The organism is Bacillus sp. FSL K6-3312, from assembly GCF_038007485.1.
Lineage (GTDB): Bacteria > Bacillota > Bacilli > Bacillales > Bacillaceae > Bacillus > Bacillus pumilus.
In genome coordinates, this window is record NZ_JBBOXI010000001.1 from 1,202,173 (window position 1) to 1,218,607 (window position 16,435).

Here is a 16,435-nt window from a genome sequence, read left to right on the forward strand (position 1 = left end):
TAATAACATCATCGAGAAAGGAGGATGGGAATGGGTCAGCAGCATCAGTTTAAATCAGGGAATAAAGCACCAAATAATGGTGTGTATGTCGAGATCGGTGAAACCGGCAGTATGGTGAAAGATCCTTTAAAGATTAAGCTTCAAGCAGGCGACGTCTTTCCGGATAACTCGAACCATAACCGTGTTTGGACCTATCAGAGAAAGCCGTAAGCAATTGACTAAGAGTCGGTTGGAATAAGTCTTTAGAGGCATGTGTCATGCCTCTTTTTTCTTTATAATAAAAAACAATTAAGTTCAAATTTTCAAATAAATAGTATGAATAAAAGAGAAGATAAGGTAAAATATGTAATTGTAATACATTGTTGAAAGGATTTGTGTGATGGAAAAGACGAATCTCAGTGAAAGTGTTTGGAATAAACGCTTCACCTCATTATTCATATCAAGACTCATCAAAAACACAGGAGAAAGTTTTGCTTTTACATCCGTCCTTTGGCTATTGATTTTGAGAGGGGATGGAGCGCTCGGTACAGGACTTCTCCTAGCAGTAACCGTACTTCCTTCATCTTTGCTAGCCCCAATACTAGGACCTCTTATGAAAAAGCACCATTTGTCTAAATGGATGTTCGCTTCAGACGTCGTTCGAGCAACCATTGTACTCATTATTCCGCTACTGCATTTTTCGCATCTATTGCCATTATGGTTATTGATCTCATTAATGGTTATTCAATCGGCAACAGGTGCAGCGTATAACCCAGCCTCGGTGGCGATTTTACCGCAGATTGTACCGAAGCATCTGATTCAAAAAGCAAATGCCATCCTGCAATCTTCTTTTGAAATTGTTGCACTTGCAGCAGTCATGGTCGCTGGTCTCTTAGTCAAATTAATCGGACCTGCAGACACCCTGCTCATCACCACTGCCTTATTCATCATATCCGGCCTGTTTATTATCGGTGTTAAATTAAAGAAAACCGATGAAGACAAAGCAGCAGGTATAAAACAAGCAAAGAATACATATTTGTATAACTTAAAAAGAGGGTTTCTCGTCGTCAAAAATCATCACATTTTATTTGCGCTGACGTTGTATTGTATTTTAATGAATGTCGCCGCAGCTCCGTGGCAGGCACTATCTGCTGTATACGTAGCAGAAGCGCTGCAAAGTGATTCCATGGTGTATTCCATTTTAAGAGGAGTTGCTGCAGTCGGCGCGTTTATGATGGGCTTTGCTTTGGCGAAGGTAAAAATTAAGAGATTTGGTTTGTTCTTTATTGTCGCTGGTATGATTGAAGGAGCTGCGTTCTTTATCACAGGGATGAGTACATGGCTGCCGGTCGTTTTACTTGCTTCCTTTATATTCGGTGCCGCCGTTAGTGCGATCAATGTACCAGAAATGGTCATTATTCAAACGTCTGTCGACCAAGATGATCAGCCGCAAGTATACGCGGTGATCAATGCTTCATCAAATGTTTTCCTCCCGTTTGCAGCTGTCGTATCAGGCGTTCTAGCAGAAAGATTTGGAGCGGGACCTGTCATTGCTGGCGGCGGGGTCCTTGAAATTTTATCAGGTATCGCGATCTTCCTGTTTACAGGGCTTGCGAAAAGCCATTTGACAGCAGACAAACAGAAGTCCGAAACCGTCGAGGTGTAAGCAATAAAAAACCCCCTGTGGCTGCAGGGGGTTTTAGTGTACCGCTTTTCAAGCAAAAAGAAAAAGAGCTAAAATCAAGATCATTTTAGCTCTTTCTCGCATTCATCTCTTACGTATTAAGAGTGTTTTGTTGAACTTTCCGTTTCTTTCATTGGACTTACTTCAGCAAAGATGAATAAAATAACCGTAAACACCACTGCAAGAATAGAAGTCAAAGTAAAGTCATAAGCAGCGCCATTCATCGAAGCAACGATGTAACCAGCCATATGTGTCAGCAGAAAAGTCCAAATGAGGGTGATAATATAACGCATAATCCCACCGTCCTTTATGTAACAATCTATTGATTATCATACCATAGATACGAGTGAGGGGAAAAGACTGTTTTAGCCTTTATGTGACCATTTTTAGACCTTCTTCTATAAAAATAAAAAGAATTCTTCTGTCATTAGGGGATTTCCTTATTCCTACAAGAGTTGTTGTTCATATCATAGAAAGCAGAATCACTGAAAGGAGGCTGGCCATATGGGTGTAAGCGAACGGTTTTTCCAGCTTGGTTCCCAGTGGAACGTCATTCATCTTCCTCAAAAACCAAATGGCTTTGGCATTCTTATCCTCGGTGACCGAAATCACTTTGTGCAGGAAAATACATCATTCTGGCTTCAGCACTATGGAAGAAACCAGCTTTTAACTGCCTTAAAGGATGAAGGATATACATTGTTTAATAGTCATCTTCATGGGAATCACTGGGGATGCGAAGATGCTGTTTTTAGTACAAAGCAGCTCGTTCATCACACATTAAAACAAGAAATATTAAACCGGGAAATTCATGTGCTGGCAGAGGGGATGGGTGCACTCGTTGCTATGAGCCTTGCTGAAGAGATGCCAGAAGTGCTAAGATCCATTGCGATGGTGAATCCATGTCTGCATCTCTATGCACAACGAGAAAGAGAAAAGGAACACAAATTCTTTTATAAACAGCTAATCAAAGAATTAGCGAAGAGCTACGGCTGCTCTGAAAAGGAAGCGGAAACGTATCCGCTCCCAGCTTGCCCTGTTCATTCTGCTCATGTACCGATTCACATATGGCAAAGACTAAACGGTGCACCCTATGCATATGAACTGCATGCAAAGCCTTTTATTGATCAGCACATGAAGAATCTAGAGCATTGTCAGATCGATCTCACCTTGCATATGTTTGATCATCCGAGAAGAATCTTTCAATCCATTCACAAGTTTTATAAATCGCATGAAAGAGAATTGTGATGAATAGGATGATAACAGCCCTTCATGGAAAGGGCTCTTCTTTTTATTTGATAAGCTAAAAAAGGGGACATGAACATGGAGACAGGACTGATCATAGGGGCAGATGAATTTTTTGGCCTAGCACTGTGTGAATATATGATGAAAGAGGGCATTCATGTGGATATCACATGCCCTCATAATCAAACAGAAGAGAAAAAGAGGTTATTAGAAGAACGAATGATGTGGCTTGGCAGAAATGATCTTTTCCGTGTCATTGACTTTCAGGATGGAAAAGACACGTATGATCTGATCTTTATTCAATCAGAAGAACCAGATAAAAGATACGAAGGCTTGAAAGCGGCGCATGGCATGTACCGAGTACTTTGCGAAAAAAACGAAGACGAATCATCCAATCAGAAAGTGCCGGTTGTTATTCTTCCTCGTATGTTTGGACCATGGACACTTGATAAAGAAAGAACGAAGCGTGATGAGGCATTTTTTGTAGAAGATGTGGCAAGGGATTTGTTCAAGTGGGCATCAGGCTCTGAACAAAGACAGGAAATAACACATGAATTGAAGGTAGAAAGACAAACAGATGACAAACAAGCAGAAGAAATGATGGCAGAATGGAAAAGACAAAACTCAACATTTTTCGACAAAAAGCAAGAATGATCTTCCATCTTATCTTTTTTCAGTATAAAATAAACCTATATTTAACATACAGGTTCATGCCTGCATGTGGCAAAGGGAGTTGAACATGGCATGAAGTATCAGCGGCTTGTCATGATCTTTTCGTTCCTTCTCCTATTATCTGCCTGCTCACAGGCACCTTTAAAAGGACAGATTGAGAAGGTGGGTTTACTCGTCCCCGATACAATTAATGATCAAGTGTGGGGAACGAAAGGTTATAAAGGCTTATTAAATATTCAATCAACATTTGGTGTAGATGTTTATTATAAGGAAGGAATGGTCGACAAAGAGAAAATCGTTGATGCCATTGAAGAATTTCACAAAAAAGGAGTCAATTTGATTATTGGCCATGGCAATGAATACAGCGAAATTTTCAACATCATTAGTGAAGATTATCCGAAAACACAATTTATCACGGTAAATGGAAACAAGCCTCAGGCGGATAATGTTGCGAATGTGACGTTTAAAGGTGAAGCGATGGGCTTTTTTGGAGGCATGACAGCAGCCCATATGTCAAAAACAAAAAAGATTGGTATTCTTGCTACATATGATTGGCAAAGCGAAGTAGACGGCTTTATCAAAGGTGCAAAGTATCAAGATGAACATGTACAAGTGCTTGCCGAGTTTGTCGAAAACTGGGATGATGCGGACAAAGCCGTGGAGCTCTATCAAAAATTGAAAAAACAGGGCGTAGATGTTGTGTATCCAGCAGGTGATGGTTATAATATCCCTGTCATTGAACAAATCAAAGCCGATAATTTATCAGCGATCGGATATGTCACCGATCAATCTAACCTCGGCAGCCATACTGTCTTAACAAGCACAGTCCAGCATGTGGATAAAGCGTATAGTAATATTGCGAAGAAATTTAATGAAGGCAAGCTAAATGCACAAGGTGAGTACTCCTTTGACTTTAAAGAAGGAGTGATCGAAATGGGGAAATTTAGTTCCACCATTGACCGTGCTTTTTTGAAAGACATTGAAAGTGATATTGCGTCTTACAAAAAAACTGGCAAACTGCCAAATGAAAAGTGAGGATAAGGCGATGCAACACGAAAAATCGATGGAGTTTTTACAAATTGCCATGAAGTATTTTCCGCAGGCAAAAGAAGAATTAGATAAAGCAGGTATTCAGCTTGAGCCCGAAGCTCTTCAGCCGCTTTTATCATTGTTTACATCTGTTATGCAAGAGGCATATGAGCTTGGAAAAGCAGATGCAGAATCAGAAAAAGCCACAGAATAGTGGCTTTTTTTTATGATAATTTTTTTTTGAAGGCACTAATCATAGGGCCAACATCTTTAAACACAGGCTTCAGCTCATCGATGGAGTTCATAATGTTCCCAATTTGATTCATGACATGCATGTAGTCAATGGAGTCTTCACTTGAAGTTGTCTCCACGCGTTCCTCCTTAGCTTCTGTCTTGCTTTTCTCCTTTTCAAGCGGCTGTCCAAACATCATAGCTGAAAAAATATCTTTTTGCGCCATATCAAATGCTCCTTTCTCCTATTGGTATATCAATAATCTATGAAAAAAGTGAGAGGAAAGGTTAGACGTTTGTATTGCCAAGGAGAAAAAAATAAGTTAAAATTAGTACCAGATACTAATATAAGATCACAATATCACATGCTCGTATGAGTAAAAGGAGTCTTATTCAATGAATGCTGGAATTATTGGCCTTGGCCGCTATATACCTGAAAAAGTGTTAACAAATCTTGATTTAGAAAAAATGGTTGAAACTTCTGACGAATGGATTCGTACTAGAACAGGTATAGAAGAAAGAAGAATTGCTTCTGATGATGTCAATACATCACATATGGCGCTTGCTGCTGCAAAAAAAGCATTAGCTGACGCAAATGTAGCTGCAGAAGATATCGATATGATTCTTGTGGCGACAGTCACGCCAGATCAATCATTTCCGACAGTCGCTTGTATGATTCAAGAGCAGCTCGGTGCACATAAAGCATGTGCAATGGATATTAGCGCTGCGTGTGCTGGCTTTATGTACGGGCTTGTTACTGGAAAACAATTTATCGAATCAGGTACGTTCAAGCACGTGCTCGTCGTTGGCGTTGAAAAACTTTCTCGCATTACCGACTGGGATGACCGCAATACTGCTGTTCTGTTTGGAGATGGAGCAGGTGCTGCTGTGTTAGGAGAGGTTAGCGAAGGGAAAGGAATTCTCTCATTTGAGCTTGGAGCCGATGGAAGAGGCGGTAAGCACTTGTACTTAGATGAAAAAGATCATACAATCATGAATGGACGAGAAGTATTTAAATTTGCTGTAAGACAAATGGGCGAGTCAAGCGTAAACGTCATCGAAAAAGCTGGACTATCAAAAGAAGACGTTGACTTCTTGATCCCGCATCAAGCAAATATTCGCATTATGGAAGCAGCCCGCGAACGCCTAGAGCTGCCAGTTGAAAAAATGTCGAAGACAGTCCATAAATATGGAAACACATCAGCAGCATCCATTCCGATTTCACTATGTGAAGAAATCGAAGCCGGAAAAATTCATGACGGCGATGTGATTGTAATGGTAGGTTTTGGTGGCGGATTAACGTGGGGCGCAATCGCTATGCGATGGGGCCGATAAAAGAGTGAGGTGCACAAATTAATGGATAAAAAACGAGTAGTTGTTACAGGATTAGGTGCTTTGACACCTCTTGGCAACGATGTAGAATCAACATGGAAAAATGCTTTAGCAGGTGTATCAGGAGTTGGACCGATCACACGTGTCGACTCTAGTGAATATACAGCAAAAGTGGCTGCAGAATTAAAAGATTTTAACATTGAAGATTACATGGAGAAAAAAGAAGCACGAAAAATGGCACGCTTCACGCAATATGCAGTCGTTGCTGCTCAAAAGGCGCTAGAAGATTCACGTCTTGAAATCACAGATGAAATCGCACCGCGTGTCGGTGTATGGGTTGGGTCTGGTATTGGCGGACTTGAAACATTTGAAGAGCAGTTTGAAGTGTATTCAAATAAAGGGGCAAGACGGGTAAGCCCGTTTTTCGTTCCAATGATGATTCCAGATATGGCAACAGGCCAAATTTCAATTGCACTTGGCGCAAAAGGGGTTAACTCTTGTACTGTAACAGCATGTGCAACAGGTACAAACTCAATTGGTGATGCATTTAAAGTCATTCAGCGCGGAGATGCAGATGCGATGATCACAGGCGGAACAGAAGCGCCGTTAACAAAAATGTCGTTTGCTGGCTTCTGTGCGAACAAAGCTCTTTCGACAAATCCTGATCCAGAGACAGCAAGCCGTCCATTTGACAAAAACCGTGACGGATTTGTTATGGGAGAGGGTGCAGGGATTGTCGTTCTTGAAGAACTTGAGCATGCATTAAAACGTGGCGCGACGATTTATGCAGAAATTGTTGGATATGGATCAACTGGAGATGCGTATCATATTACAGCACCGGCTCCAAACGGAGAAGGCGGCGTACGCGCAATGAAAGAAGCGATTCGAGATGCTGGTTTGTCTGTGGAAGAAATTGATTATATCAATGCCCACGGAACAAGCACACCGTACAATGATAAATTTGAAACAATGGCGATTAAAGAAGTGTTCGGAGAGCATGCGAATCAGCTTGCGATCAGTTCGACAAAATCGATGACAGGTCACTTACTTGGTGCAGCAGGTGGAGTAGAAGCTATTTTCTCTGTGCTTGCGATTAAAGATAGTGTTATTCCTCCAACCATTAACCTTGTAACACCGGATGAAGAATGTGATCTTGATTATGTAGCAAATGAAGCACGTTCAAAAGAAGTACAAGTGGCTCTAAGTAACTCACTTGGCTTTGGCGGACACAATGCGACAATTATCTTTAAAAAATACGAAGCGTAATATTTCCTAGGAAAGCGGCGATCTATAAACAGATCGCCGCTTTTTTGCATATGATGAAAATGGAGGTGTTTAGCGGTATGGGTCTAGTCAATACACAATATCTCATTCATCAATCTTCATCATTTCAGGAGCTTGCGTCGCGCTTTGTTCCTTATTTTAAAGGGGCGGAGGAAAAAGAATGGTCCTCTATTCTCTCCCACCTGCAACATCACGGCATGATTCGGTCTTTTAGATCATGCAAAGACATGATCGACAAGCTCAAAGAAAAAGGGTACTTCCAGCTCGTCATGAAAGAATACAGGGCGCTCCAAAAGCAGTGGAAAGGCCCTGACATTCCAGTCTTTATTTTGCCAGTCAATGAGAGCAGTAAAGAAATTAGAGAGCAATTTTATTATCAATCCGGCATGGCATTTGACGACAAGGTCTTTCTCTTTTTGTCGCCAAATACCCCGAAAGAACGTATCGGCACATTGCTGACTCATGAATATCACCATGTATGCAGGTTGCATTTTCTCACGAAAGAAGAAAAAGATTTTACATTCCTTGATACAATCATGATGGAGGGGCTCGCTGAATATGCTGTGTATCATAGATACGGAGAAAGCTATACAGCCAAATGGACCACTCTCTATGACGAAACGCAGCTTCAGCGTATGTATCAGAAATGGGTATCCAGTCATCTTGATCAAAAAGTGCAGGACGACGAAAGACTGATACAGAACCTCCTTTATGGAAAAGGGAACTACCCCAAAATGCTTGGTTACGCCACTGGGTATTATATTGTGAAAAAGTATTTCAGTGAACACAGAATCAGCGAGGAGTCTATGATTGCAGAGCCGTCCGAAACTTTTTTAAAGGCGATAGACTCATAAAGTGAATGATTCACATAAAAAGAGACATATTACAAATTTACTAAATTCTTCTTGATTTCGTCATAACAATGTAATAATATACAAATATAAATTTTGATAATTCTTTTTATTCGAAAAAGATTAAATTTTTAGATTTTGTTCTATTGATTGATGGTGAAAGGGGCGAATACATGACCACGCTGCTTGAAGTGCAGAACTTAAAAACCTATTTTTTTAGAAAAAAAGAAGCGATACCTGCTGTAGATGGCGTTGATTTCAGTATCAACAGAGGAGAAACTGTTGCATTAGTCGGTGAGTCTGGATCTGGTAAAAGCATTACGTCCTTATCCATTATGGGCTTGATTAACGGCACTGGTGGAAAAATTATGGACGGTTCCATCAAGCTAGATGGCAAGGATCTCGTTACATATGGTGAAAAGGAATTATGCAGCATTCGTGGTAATGACGTGTCGATGATCTTTCAGGAACCCATGACCTCACTTAATCCCGTCCTAACCATCGGGGAACAAATAACAGAAATCCTCATCTATCACAAAAAACTTTCAAAAAAAGAAGCGACAAAAAAAGCGATTGACCTGCTGAAGCTTGTTGGTTTTTCCAGACCGGAACAAATCATCAAAGATTACCCGCACCGTTTATCAGGCGGCATGCGGCAAAGAGTGATGATTGCCATTGCGCTAAGCTGTGATCCGAAGCTCCTCATTGCAGATGAACCGACAACTGCCCTAGATGTTACGATTCAAGCCCAGGTGCTCACATTGATGAAAGATTTATGCACGACATTTGGAACATCGATTCTCCTCATTACGCATGATCTAGGTGTCGTGTCTGAAGTGGCAGATCGAGTCATTGTCATGTACTGCGGACAGGTTGTTGAAAATGGGACCGTCGAAGAATTATTTGATCAGCCGCTTCATCCTTACACAGAAGGACTGCTTGAATCGATTCCTGTCATTGACGGAGACATACAGCCGTTAACGGCGATAAAAGGGAATGTCCCTGCGCCAGATCAGCTTCCAGCCGGCTGCCGCTTTGCTCCTAGATGCCCGCAAGTGAAGGAGCGCTGCCTAGGTGAACTGCCTAAGCTGAGGACTTTTGAAAATGGCAGAAGCGTCAGATGCTTCTTATATGAGGAGGCAGACCAAACATGACCCTTGCTCAAAATCAACCACATGCAACAGATCTAATAGAGAAAGAAACCATACTTGAACTGAAACAAATCAAAAAACATTTTCCGATTAAAGCAGGCGTCTTTCAGAAGAAAGTCGGTGCAGTCAAAGCTGTTGACGGCATAGATTTGAAGATTTATAAAGGTGAAACGTTAGGGATAGTGGGGGAATCAGGATGCGGTAAATCAACATTAGGCCGGACCATGATTCGTTTATATGAACCAACTGACGGTCAAATCCTTTTTAAAGGGCAAGATATCTCCCGTGTATCAGAATCAAAGCTAAGACAATCAACACGAAAAAACATCCAAATGGTTTTTCAAGATCCCTTTGCATCACTCAACCCTAGAAAAACACTTCGAAGCATCATCAAAGAACCCTACAAAACACACCACTTATATTCCTTAAAAGAAAGAAATGAAAAAGTAGAACAGCTTTTATCAAAGGTGGGCCTTCATCCAAGCTTTGCAAATCGCTATCCCCACGAATTTTCTGGCGGGCAGAGGCAGCGAATCGGCATTGCTCGTGCGCTTGCCATGAATCCTGAAATGATTATCGCAGATGAGCCGGTTTCAGCACTTGATGTATCCATTCAGGCGCAGGTGATTAATCTGATGGAGGAACTTCAGGAGGAATTTGACCTGACCTATCTATTTATCTCTCACGACTTAAGTGTGGTCAGGCACATTAGTGATCGAGTCGGCGTGATGTATCTCGGCAAAATGATGGAGCTTGCCGATAAGCACAGCCTGTACGATGAACCGCTCCACCCATATACACAGGCATTGCTTTCTTCTGTCCCTGTTACCCGTAAAAAAGGTCAGATCAAAAGAGAACGGATCATGCTTCAAGGCGATCTGCCAAGTCCTGCAAATCCGCCAAAAGGGTGCGTATTTCATACAAGATGCCCGTATGCGAAACAAATTTGTAAAGAAAAAATACCAGCATTTCAAGAATTAAAACCAAACCACTTCGTTGCCTGTCACCTCTACGACACTTAATCGGCTTGGATGATTTCATCTTTGAGAGGGGGGATGAAGCGGCATCTGTCGTCATTTCTAAAAAAGGATAGGGGGAATTGTATATGAAAGGTATAAATAGAAAATCCATATTGATTAGTTTACTGCTGATCTTCACGCTCATGCTTGCGGCTTGCTCTAGTGGAAATAAAACCTCTGGAGACAGTGAAAAGAAATCCACCGGTAAACCTGTACAGGGCGGAGATCTTGTCATCGGTTCCATTGCAGAACCAACATTATTTAATTCGCTATATTCAACAGATGTGGCTAGCTCTGATATTGAAGAAAGAATTTACAGCTTTTTACTTCAAACGGACGGAAAGCTGAACCCTCAGCTATCACTCGCAGAAGATATTAAAGAATCTGATGACGGCAAGCAGTTTGATGTGACCATTAAAAAAGGCGTAAAGTTTCATGATGGCGAGGAACTGACAGCTGATGATGTTGTGTTTACATACAGCATTCCGATCAATAAGGACTACAACGGGGAGCGCGGATCAGGATTTGAAGTATTAGATTCAGTTAAAAAGACAGGGGATTACTCAATCGAATTCAAGCTCAATAAAAAAGATCCTTATTTCTATAATGTCACACTAGGAAGCTACGGCATTTTGCCTAAGCATATTTTAGGTGATGTGCCTATAAAAGATCTCGGTGAAAATGAATTTAACCGAAAAAACCCAATTGGTTCTGGTCCATTTAAATTTGCCGAGTGGAAAGAAGGCGACTACGTGAAACTAGAAGCCTTTGACGATTATTGGGATGGACGTCCATATCTTGATACCGTCACGATTAAAACGATTCCTGATCAGAACGCAGCAATTGCCCAGCTTTCAGCAGGTGATATTGATTTCTTTGCTGTACCTGGAGCAGAGTTGCAAACGGCTGAAAAAGTCAGCAACATTAAAATTGAATCTGATTTAGGGCTCAATTATTCATACATTGGCTGGAACCAGAAAAATGATCTCTTTAAAAGTAAAAAGGTCCGCCAAGCGCTGACACATGCCATTGACCGCCAAACGATTGTCGATCAAGTGTTAGATGGAGACGGCAAAGTAGCCAACATTCCAGAAAGTCCGCTGTCATGGAACTACCCTAAAAATGAAAGTGTTCCAGTGTTTGAATTTGATCAAGAAAAAGCGAAAAAGATGCTGAAAGAAGAGGGCTGGGAGGATACAGATGGAGATGGCTATCTTGATAAGGATGGCAAGAAATTCTCCTTTGTTATAAAGACCAACCAAGGAAACAAAGTCCGTGAAGACATTGCTGTCGTTGTCCAGCAGCAGCTCAAAGAAATTGGTGTGGAAGCGAAGCCGCAAATTGTGGAATTCAGTGCACTCATTGAGCAGACGACACCGCCTAAGTGGGATTATGATGCGCTGCTGCTCGGCTGGAGCCTTGCCACATTCCCTGATCAATTCAGCATCTTCCACTCAAGCCAGTCAGAAAAAGGCTTGAATAACATCTGGTATAAAAACGAGGAGGTCGATAAGCTGTTAGTGGATGCTAAGAACTTAAGCGATCGAAAAGAATATTCAAAGGCATATGAAAAAATTTATGAATTGATCGCAGAAGATCAGCCATATACGTTCCTTTATTATGCCAACTCACATCGCGCGATGCCATCTAATCTCCAAGGCTACTCTTACCACCCGAAAGATGAGTATTACAAAATCGAGAAATGGTGGATTGAACAGTAGGCTGCTAGTGAAAGAAGAGGAAAGTTCTCTCCTTTTAGCGTGAAGATATACCCTTTCATTCGGTGTCAGTCAGGCGTGCTAGTGCTCACGATTTCATTCACCGAGCACCAGTTAGATTGAAAGGGTTCTGATATCACATTGTAATGAAGACAGAGGGCTAAAAGAAAGATCATTTTAGCCCTTTTTCATCACAGTATGGCGATCCGATGAAAAAGGAGTTGTGCATATGGTTACATATATCATTAGAAGGACATTGCTTTCCATTCCCATCTTATTTGGGATTACTATTTTGTCCTTCGCCATTATGAAAGCAGCACCAGGCGATCCGATGTCACTTATGATGGACCCAACCATTAGTGCGGCAGACCGGGAAGCTTTTATTGATAAGTACGGCTTGAACGACCCTGAATATGTGCAGTATATGAAATGGCTTGGCAATATGCTTCAAGGTGACTTTGGCACCTCCATTGTTAAAAAGGGAACGCCTGTGGCTGATTTGATTTTTGCCCGGCTGCCAAATACCCTCATCCTCATGATCTTTTCTACATTAGTCGCCCTGATTATCGCCATCCCATTCGGTGTTCTTTCGGCAAAACGTCCATATACAAAGCTAGACTATGGCATTACATTTACATCTTTTATCGGACTGGCTATTCCGAACTTTTGGTTTGGACTCATTCTAATAATGGTTTTATCTGTGAATTTAGGATGGTTCCCAACAGGCGGCGTCTCTACCTTAAACGCCGATTTTAATGTATTTGACCGGCTTCATCACATCATTTTACCAGCCTTTGTTTTAGCAACCGCTGATATGGCAGGGCTCACCCGGTACACAAGGTCGAGTATGCTTGATGTCATGAGGCAGGATTACATTCGTACCGCAAGAGCGAAAGGCTTTCGAGAAAACAAAGTCATTTTCAAGCACGGGTTAAGAAATGGTCTTATGCCTGTCATTACGATTTTCGGATTGATGATTCCATCCTTTATTGGTGGTGCAGTCGTAGTGGAACAAATTTTCACTTGGCCAGGGCTTGGAAAGCTGTTCATTGATTCTGCTTTTTCGAGAGATTATCCGGTCATTATGGCGATGACTGTTATTTCCGCAATGCTCGTGGTGGTTGGAAATTTAATTGCGGATATTCTCTATGCGATCGTTGATCCGCGTATTGAATATTAGAAGGGAGCTGAAGCACAATTGGCACAGCCTAATATGGGAACACCTCCTGTTGATCTCAAATTAAAGGAGGGTCTTCCGCCAAAGCCAGAGACGATGCTGCGTTTATTTTGCGAGAAATTTTTCAAAAATAAATTGGCGGTTGCCGGCTCCGTGATCTTATTGGTCATTATCTTTTCAGCCATTTTCGCTCCTGTGATTGCCCCTTACGCACCAGAGCAGCAAGATTTATTAAAACGGCTCCAGCCGCCAAGTGTTGAACATTTGATGGGAACTGACAAGTTTGGCCGCGATATTTTCTCAAGGGTGCTTTATGGCGCGAGGGTCTCTTTATTAGTCGGTTTCGTTTCGGTGGTCGGTGCGATTACCATTGGCACTGTGGTCGGAGCGGTAGCGGGGTATTTCAAAGGATTTGTTGATTCCTTGTTAATGAGATTTGTGGATGTCGTGTTGTCGATTCCCGACATTTTTCTCTTGATCACGCTCGTTACTATTTTCAAACCGGGCATTGATAAATTGATTTTAATCTTTGCTTTGACCGGATGGACCACAACCGCGAGACTGATCCGCAGTGAATTTTTATCACTGCGAACAAGAGAATTCGTACTCGCAGCAAGAACCATTGGAACGAAAAACCATGTCATCATCTTTTCGCATATTTTACCGAACTGTATCGGTCCTATTATTGTGTCAGCTACATTAAAAGTAGGTTCCGTCATTTTAGCCGAATCAACGCTGAGCTATCTAGGGTTTGGCATACAGCCGCCAACAGCGAGCTGGGGCAACATGCTGCAAGATGCACAAAACTTCTCGATTATGGTGCAAGCGTGGTGGTATCCGCTCTTCCCAGGTTTACTAATATTGCTGACCGTTTTATGCTTTAATTTCTTAGGAGATGGACTGAGAGATGCGCTTGATCCTAAAAAGTTAAAGTAATGCCTCATTTTTATGACAAGATGAAAGGGACTCTGCGACACCCTTTCTTTTCTTTATGTCATCAAGAAAAGCATGCCAGCATTCGCTCCGCTTGAAGTTTAATAAAGTTGGAATAATTTCTCTATCCCTTGCCCATACTGTGGACAACAGTTTTTATAAAGTGAGGGATTGGTTATGTTATTTCTTCATGACGTATGGGTGAATTGGTTTGAAGGGGAAGAAAATGGCTACAATGTGTGTCATTTTCATGAGTGGCGCAAGGAGGATAGTGTGGAGCTGTTAGATCAAGTACCTTTACTCAAGGTGCAGAGTCCTTTGTATGATTACATAGAGAATGATCTTTCAGAGCTGCCGAAGACGCTGCTAGAATCTGTTTTTGAGAAATCATATATTCGAAAAAATCATGAACGGCGTAAATTAGAGTATTGCTTTGTGGTCACGGACGGCATTCGTATCATTGCTGTGGATACGATTGGGTATTCCATTCCTGTGAGGAAAAGCCGCTTAATCCCAAGGCAGGAGCAATTGGTGTATGAAATGGTGAAAGATGTGAAGGCTGAGGAATATGAATTCTCGCAGGACCGTCTTGAGTCGGCGAAGGAGTATCATATTTTGTCTTTGCCTCCGCAGCACATCAGCGGATTAACGAGAAAAGAAAGACAGCTGAAGCAGCTAATGTTTATGGCGCTCGATCAATTAAAAGGTCTTCAAAACAGGGCGGAGATTGCGTATTGGTATACGGAATGGAATCCGCGCATGTACAATCAAATCAAACGAATGTCATTCGAAGAGATTTGGAATATGCTTTACAATGAAACCATTGATGGATGGTCAGAGAATCATTTAGCATTTTGTGAAAAAATGATTAAGGGACAGCCGTTTTTTGAAAAGCTTTGGGAAATGGAAAACGAATCAAAGGTGAATTAGAAAAAGCTTGCAGCGTGATGTGCTGCAAGCTTTTTTTATTTGCGCTTTCTACCTAGACCCATTGCATTCTCCATTTTTTTCAGCATTTTGTTTGCTGCGCGGTTTGCTTTTTCAGCACCTTCGTCAAGAATACGGTCAAGCTCGTCTGACTCAATAAGTTCATAGTATCGATCTTGAATTGGTTTTAAAGCATCAACGACGACGTTCGCAAGATCTCCCTTAAACTCGCCATACCCTTTGCCTTCATACTTTTGCTCAAGCTCTGCAATCGATATGTTACCTAAGACAGAGTAAATCGTCAGCAAGTTGGCGATCCCAGGCTTGTTTTCTTTGTCGTACTTAACGATGCCTTCTGAATCCGTCACAGCACTTTTGATTTTCTTTTCAAGCTGCTTTGGTTCATCTAATAAGGTAATGAACGATTTTTGGTTCGGATCGGATTTGCTCATCTTTTTTGTTGGATCTGCTAAAGACATAATCCGAGCGCCTTCTTTTGGAATCTTCACTTCAGGTACAGTGAAGATGTCATTGTATTTGCGGTTAAAACGTTCAGCAAGCGTTCTAGTCAATTCAAGATGCTGCTTTTGGTCTTCTCCGACAGGGACTAAATCAGTACCATATAATAAGATATCGCCAGCCATTAATGGGGGATACGTTAATAGTCCTGAAACAACCGCTTCCTTACCAGCGGATTTGTCCTTAAATTGGGTCATTCTTTCTAATTCCCCAATATAAGCAACACATTGCAGCATCCATCCTGCCTGGGCGTGAGCAGGTACCTCTGATTGGATAAACAATGTCGCCTTCTCTGGATCAAGTCCAACTGCTAAATAAAGAGCTGCTAAGCTTCTAATATTTTGGCGTAGGGCTAAACGATCCTGATTCACCGTGATGGCATGCTGATCCACTACACAAAAGTAGCCATTATAATCATGCTGCAAATCGACAAATTGCTTCATTGCTCCAATATAGTTCCCCAATGTCACAGAACCGCTAGGCTGAATGCCTGAGAAAATCGTCTTTTTTGTCATACTAAAACCTCTTTTCTTCAATATAAAAAGGCCCACTCGTCACTTTTCAACAGAAAAGGGACGAATGAACCGTGGTACCACCCTTGTTATTTCACATGGAAATCACTCAAGACGTTGATATCGGAGACTGCTCCGTCTAAGCCTACTTACTTTCAAAAGTGTTCGGTTAGCT

General features: G+C 41.6%; 18 protein-coding genes and 1 other annotated feature (1 of these 19 cut by a window edge). Of the genes, 15 read left to right on the forward strand and 3 right to left on the reverse strand.

Annotation, left to right across the window (positions count from 1 at the left end):
* The first annotated feature begins 30 nt into the window (after positions 1–30).
* Entirely contained in the window at positions 31–210 is a 180-nt protein-coding gene (locus MHI11_RS05970; RefSeq protein ID WP_003211282.1) for a YjzC family protein, read from the forward strand.
* Positions 211–379: 169 nt separating this feature from the next.
* Positions 380–1,645, forward strand: coding sequence for an MFS transporter (locus tag MHI11_RS05975; protein WP_065098863.1), 1,266 nt, complete (start codon positions 380–382; stop codon positions 1,643–1,645).
* A gap of 116 nt (positions 1,646–1,761) precedes the next feature.
* On the opposite strand, the gene MHI11_RS05980 is transcribed toward MHI11_RS05975, so the two are convergent.
* Positions 1,762–1,956 carry a YjzD family protein gene (locus MHI11_RS05980; protein ID WP_044139919.1) on the reverse strand — a complete coding sequence of 65 codons (195 nt, stop codon included), beginning with the start codon at positions 1,954–1,956 and terminating at the stop codon, positions 1,762–1,764.
* 211 nt (positions 1,957–2,167) lie between these two features.
* On the opposite strand from MHI11_RS05980, the gene MHI11_RS05985 reads away from it, so the two are divergent.
* From MHI11_RS05985 to MHI11_RS06000, 4 genes are all read left to right on the forward strand, one after another.
* Positions 2,168–2,908: an alpha/beta fold hydrolase gene (locus MHI11_RS05985; RefSeq protein ID WP_340960662.1), complete on the forward strand. Its 741-nt coding sequence runs from the start codon at positions 2,168–2,170 to the stop codon at positions 2,906–2,908.
* 75 nt (positions 2,909–2,983) lie between these two features.
* On the forward strand, positions 2,984–3,559 hold the full coding sequence (locus MHI11_RS05990; RefSeq protein ID WP_340960663.1) for a nad binding enzyme: 576 nt from the start codon (positions 2,984–2,986) through the stop codon (positions 3,557–3,559).
* Positions 3,560–3,649: 90 nt separating this feature from the next.
* Entirely contained in the window at positions 3,650–4,612 is a 963-nt protein-coding gene (locus MHI11_RS05995) for a BMP family ABC transporter substrate-binding protein (protein WP_340960664.1), read from the forward strand.
* 10 nt (positions 4,613–4,622) lie between these two features.
* Positions 4,623–4,820 (forward strand): ComZ family protein, encoded by a 198-nt coding sequence (locus tag MHI11_RS06000; RefSeq protein ID WP_003211983.1) that lies wholly within the window; start codon positions 4,623–4,625, stop codon positions 4,818–4,820.
* Between the two features lie 10 nt (positions 4,821–4,830).
* Here MHI11_RS06000 and MHI11_RS06005 read toward each other — a convergent pair whose 3' ends face one another.
* Positions 4,831–5,064: a hypothetical protein gene (locus tag MHI11_RS06005; protein WP_106064985.1), complete on the reverse strand. Its 234-nt coding sequence runs from the start codon at positions 5,062–5,064 to the stop codon at positions 4,831–4,833.
* Positions 5,065–5,233: 169 nt separating this feature from the next.
* Between MHI11_RS06005 and MHI11_RS06010 the strand changes: the two genes are divergently transcribed.
* From MHI11_RS06010 to MHI11_RS06050, 9 genes are all read left to right on the forward strand, one after another.
* On the forward strand, positions 5,234–6,172 hold the full coding sequence (locus MHI11_RS06010; RefSeq protein ID WP_003212296.1) for a beta-ketoacyl-ACP synthase III: 939 nt from the start codon (positions 5,234–5,236) through the stop codon (positions 6,170–6,172).
* 21 nt (positions 6,173–6,193) lie between these two features.
* A complete protein-coding gene (gene fabF, locus MHI11_RS06015; RefSeq protein ID WP_003211631.1) occupies positions 6,194–7,435 on the forward strand; it encodes a beta-ketoacyl-ACP synthase II in 1,242 nt (413 codons plus the stop codon).
* A 77-nt stretch (positions 7,436–7,512) separates the two neighbouring features.
* Positions 7,513–8,307 (forward strand): DUF2268 domain-containing protein, encoded by a 795-nt coding sequence (locus MHI11_RS06020; protein ID WP_044139924.1) that lies wholly within the window; start codon positions 7,513–7,515, stop codon positions 8,305–8,307.
* A 170-nt stretch (positions 8,308–8,477) separates the two neighbouring features.
* Positions 8,478–9,458: an ABC transporter ATP-binding protein gene (locus tag MHI11_RS06025; protein WP_212046073.1), complete on the forward strand. Its 981-nt coding sequence runs from the start codon at positions 8,478–8,480 to the stop codon at positions 9,456–9,458.
* Positions 9,455–10,477, forward strand: a complete 1,023-nt coding sequence (locus MHI11_RS06030; protein ID WP_340960665.1) for an ABC transporter ATP-binding protein — start codon at positions 9,455–9,457, stop codon at positions 10,475–10,477. The genes MHI11_RS06025 and MHI11_RS06030 overlap by 4 nt, the downstream gene beginning before the upstream one ends.
* An 83-nt stretch (positions 10,478–10,560) precedes the next feature.
* Positions 10,561–12,195 carry a peptide-binding protein gene (locus MHI11_RS06035; protein ID WP_340960667.1) on the forward strand — a complete coding sequence of 545 codons (1,635 nt, stop codon included), beginning with the start codon at positions 10,561–10,563 and terminating at the stop codon, positions 12,193–12,195.
* Between the two features lie 226 nt (positions 12,196–12,421).
* Positions 12,422–13,372, forward strand: coding sequence for an ABC transporter permease (locus MHI11_RS06040; protein WP_340960668.1), 951 nt, complete (start codon positions 12,422–12,424; stop codon positions 13,370–13,372).
* A gap of 33 nt (positions 13,373–13,405) precedes the next feature.
* The gene (gene opp4C / locus MHI11_RS06045) at positions 13,406–14,305 is read left to right on the forward strand and encodes an oligopeptide ABC transporter permease (protein WP_003212337.1); all 900 of its coding nucleotides are present in this window, start codon (positions 13,406–13,408) and stop codon (positions 14,303–14,305) included.
* A gap of 174 nt (positions 14,306–14,479) precedes the next feature.
* Positions 14,480–15,232, forward strand: a complete 753-nt coding sequence (locus MHI11_RS06050; protein WP_050945290.1) for a YjbA family protein — start codon at positions 14,480–14,482, stop codon at positions 15,230–15,232.
* 35 nt (positions 15,233–15,267) lie between these two features.
* Here MHI11_RS06050 and trpS read toward each other — a convergent pair whose 3' ends face one another.
* Positions 15,268–16,263 (reverse strand): tryptophan--tRNA ligase, encoded by a 996-nt coding sequence (trpS, locus tag MHI11_RS06055; RefSeq protein ID WP_340960669.1) that lies wholly within the window; start codon positions 16,261–16,263, stop codon positions 15,268–15,270.
* A 53-nt stretch (positions 16,264–16,316) separates the two neighbouring features.
* Positions 16,317–16,435, reverse strand: a binding site (T-box leader); it runs 100 nt beyond the window's last position.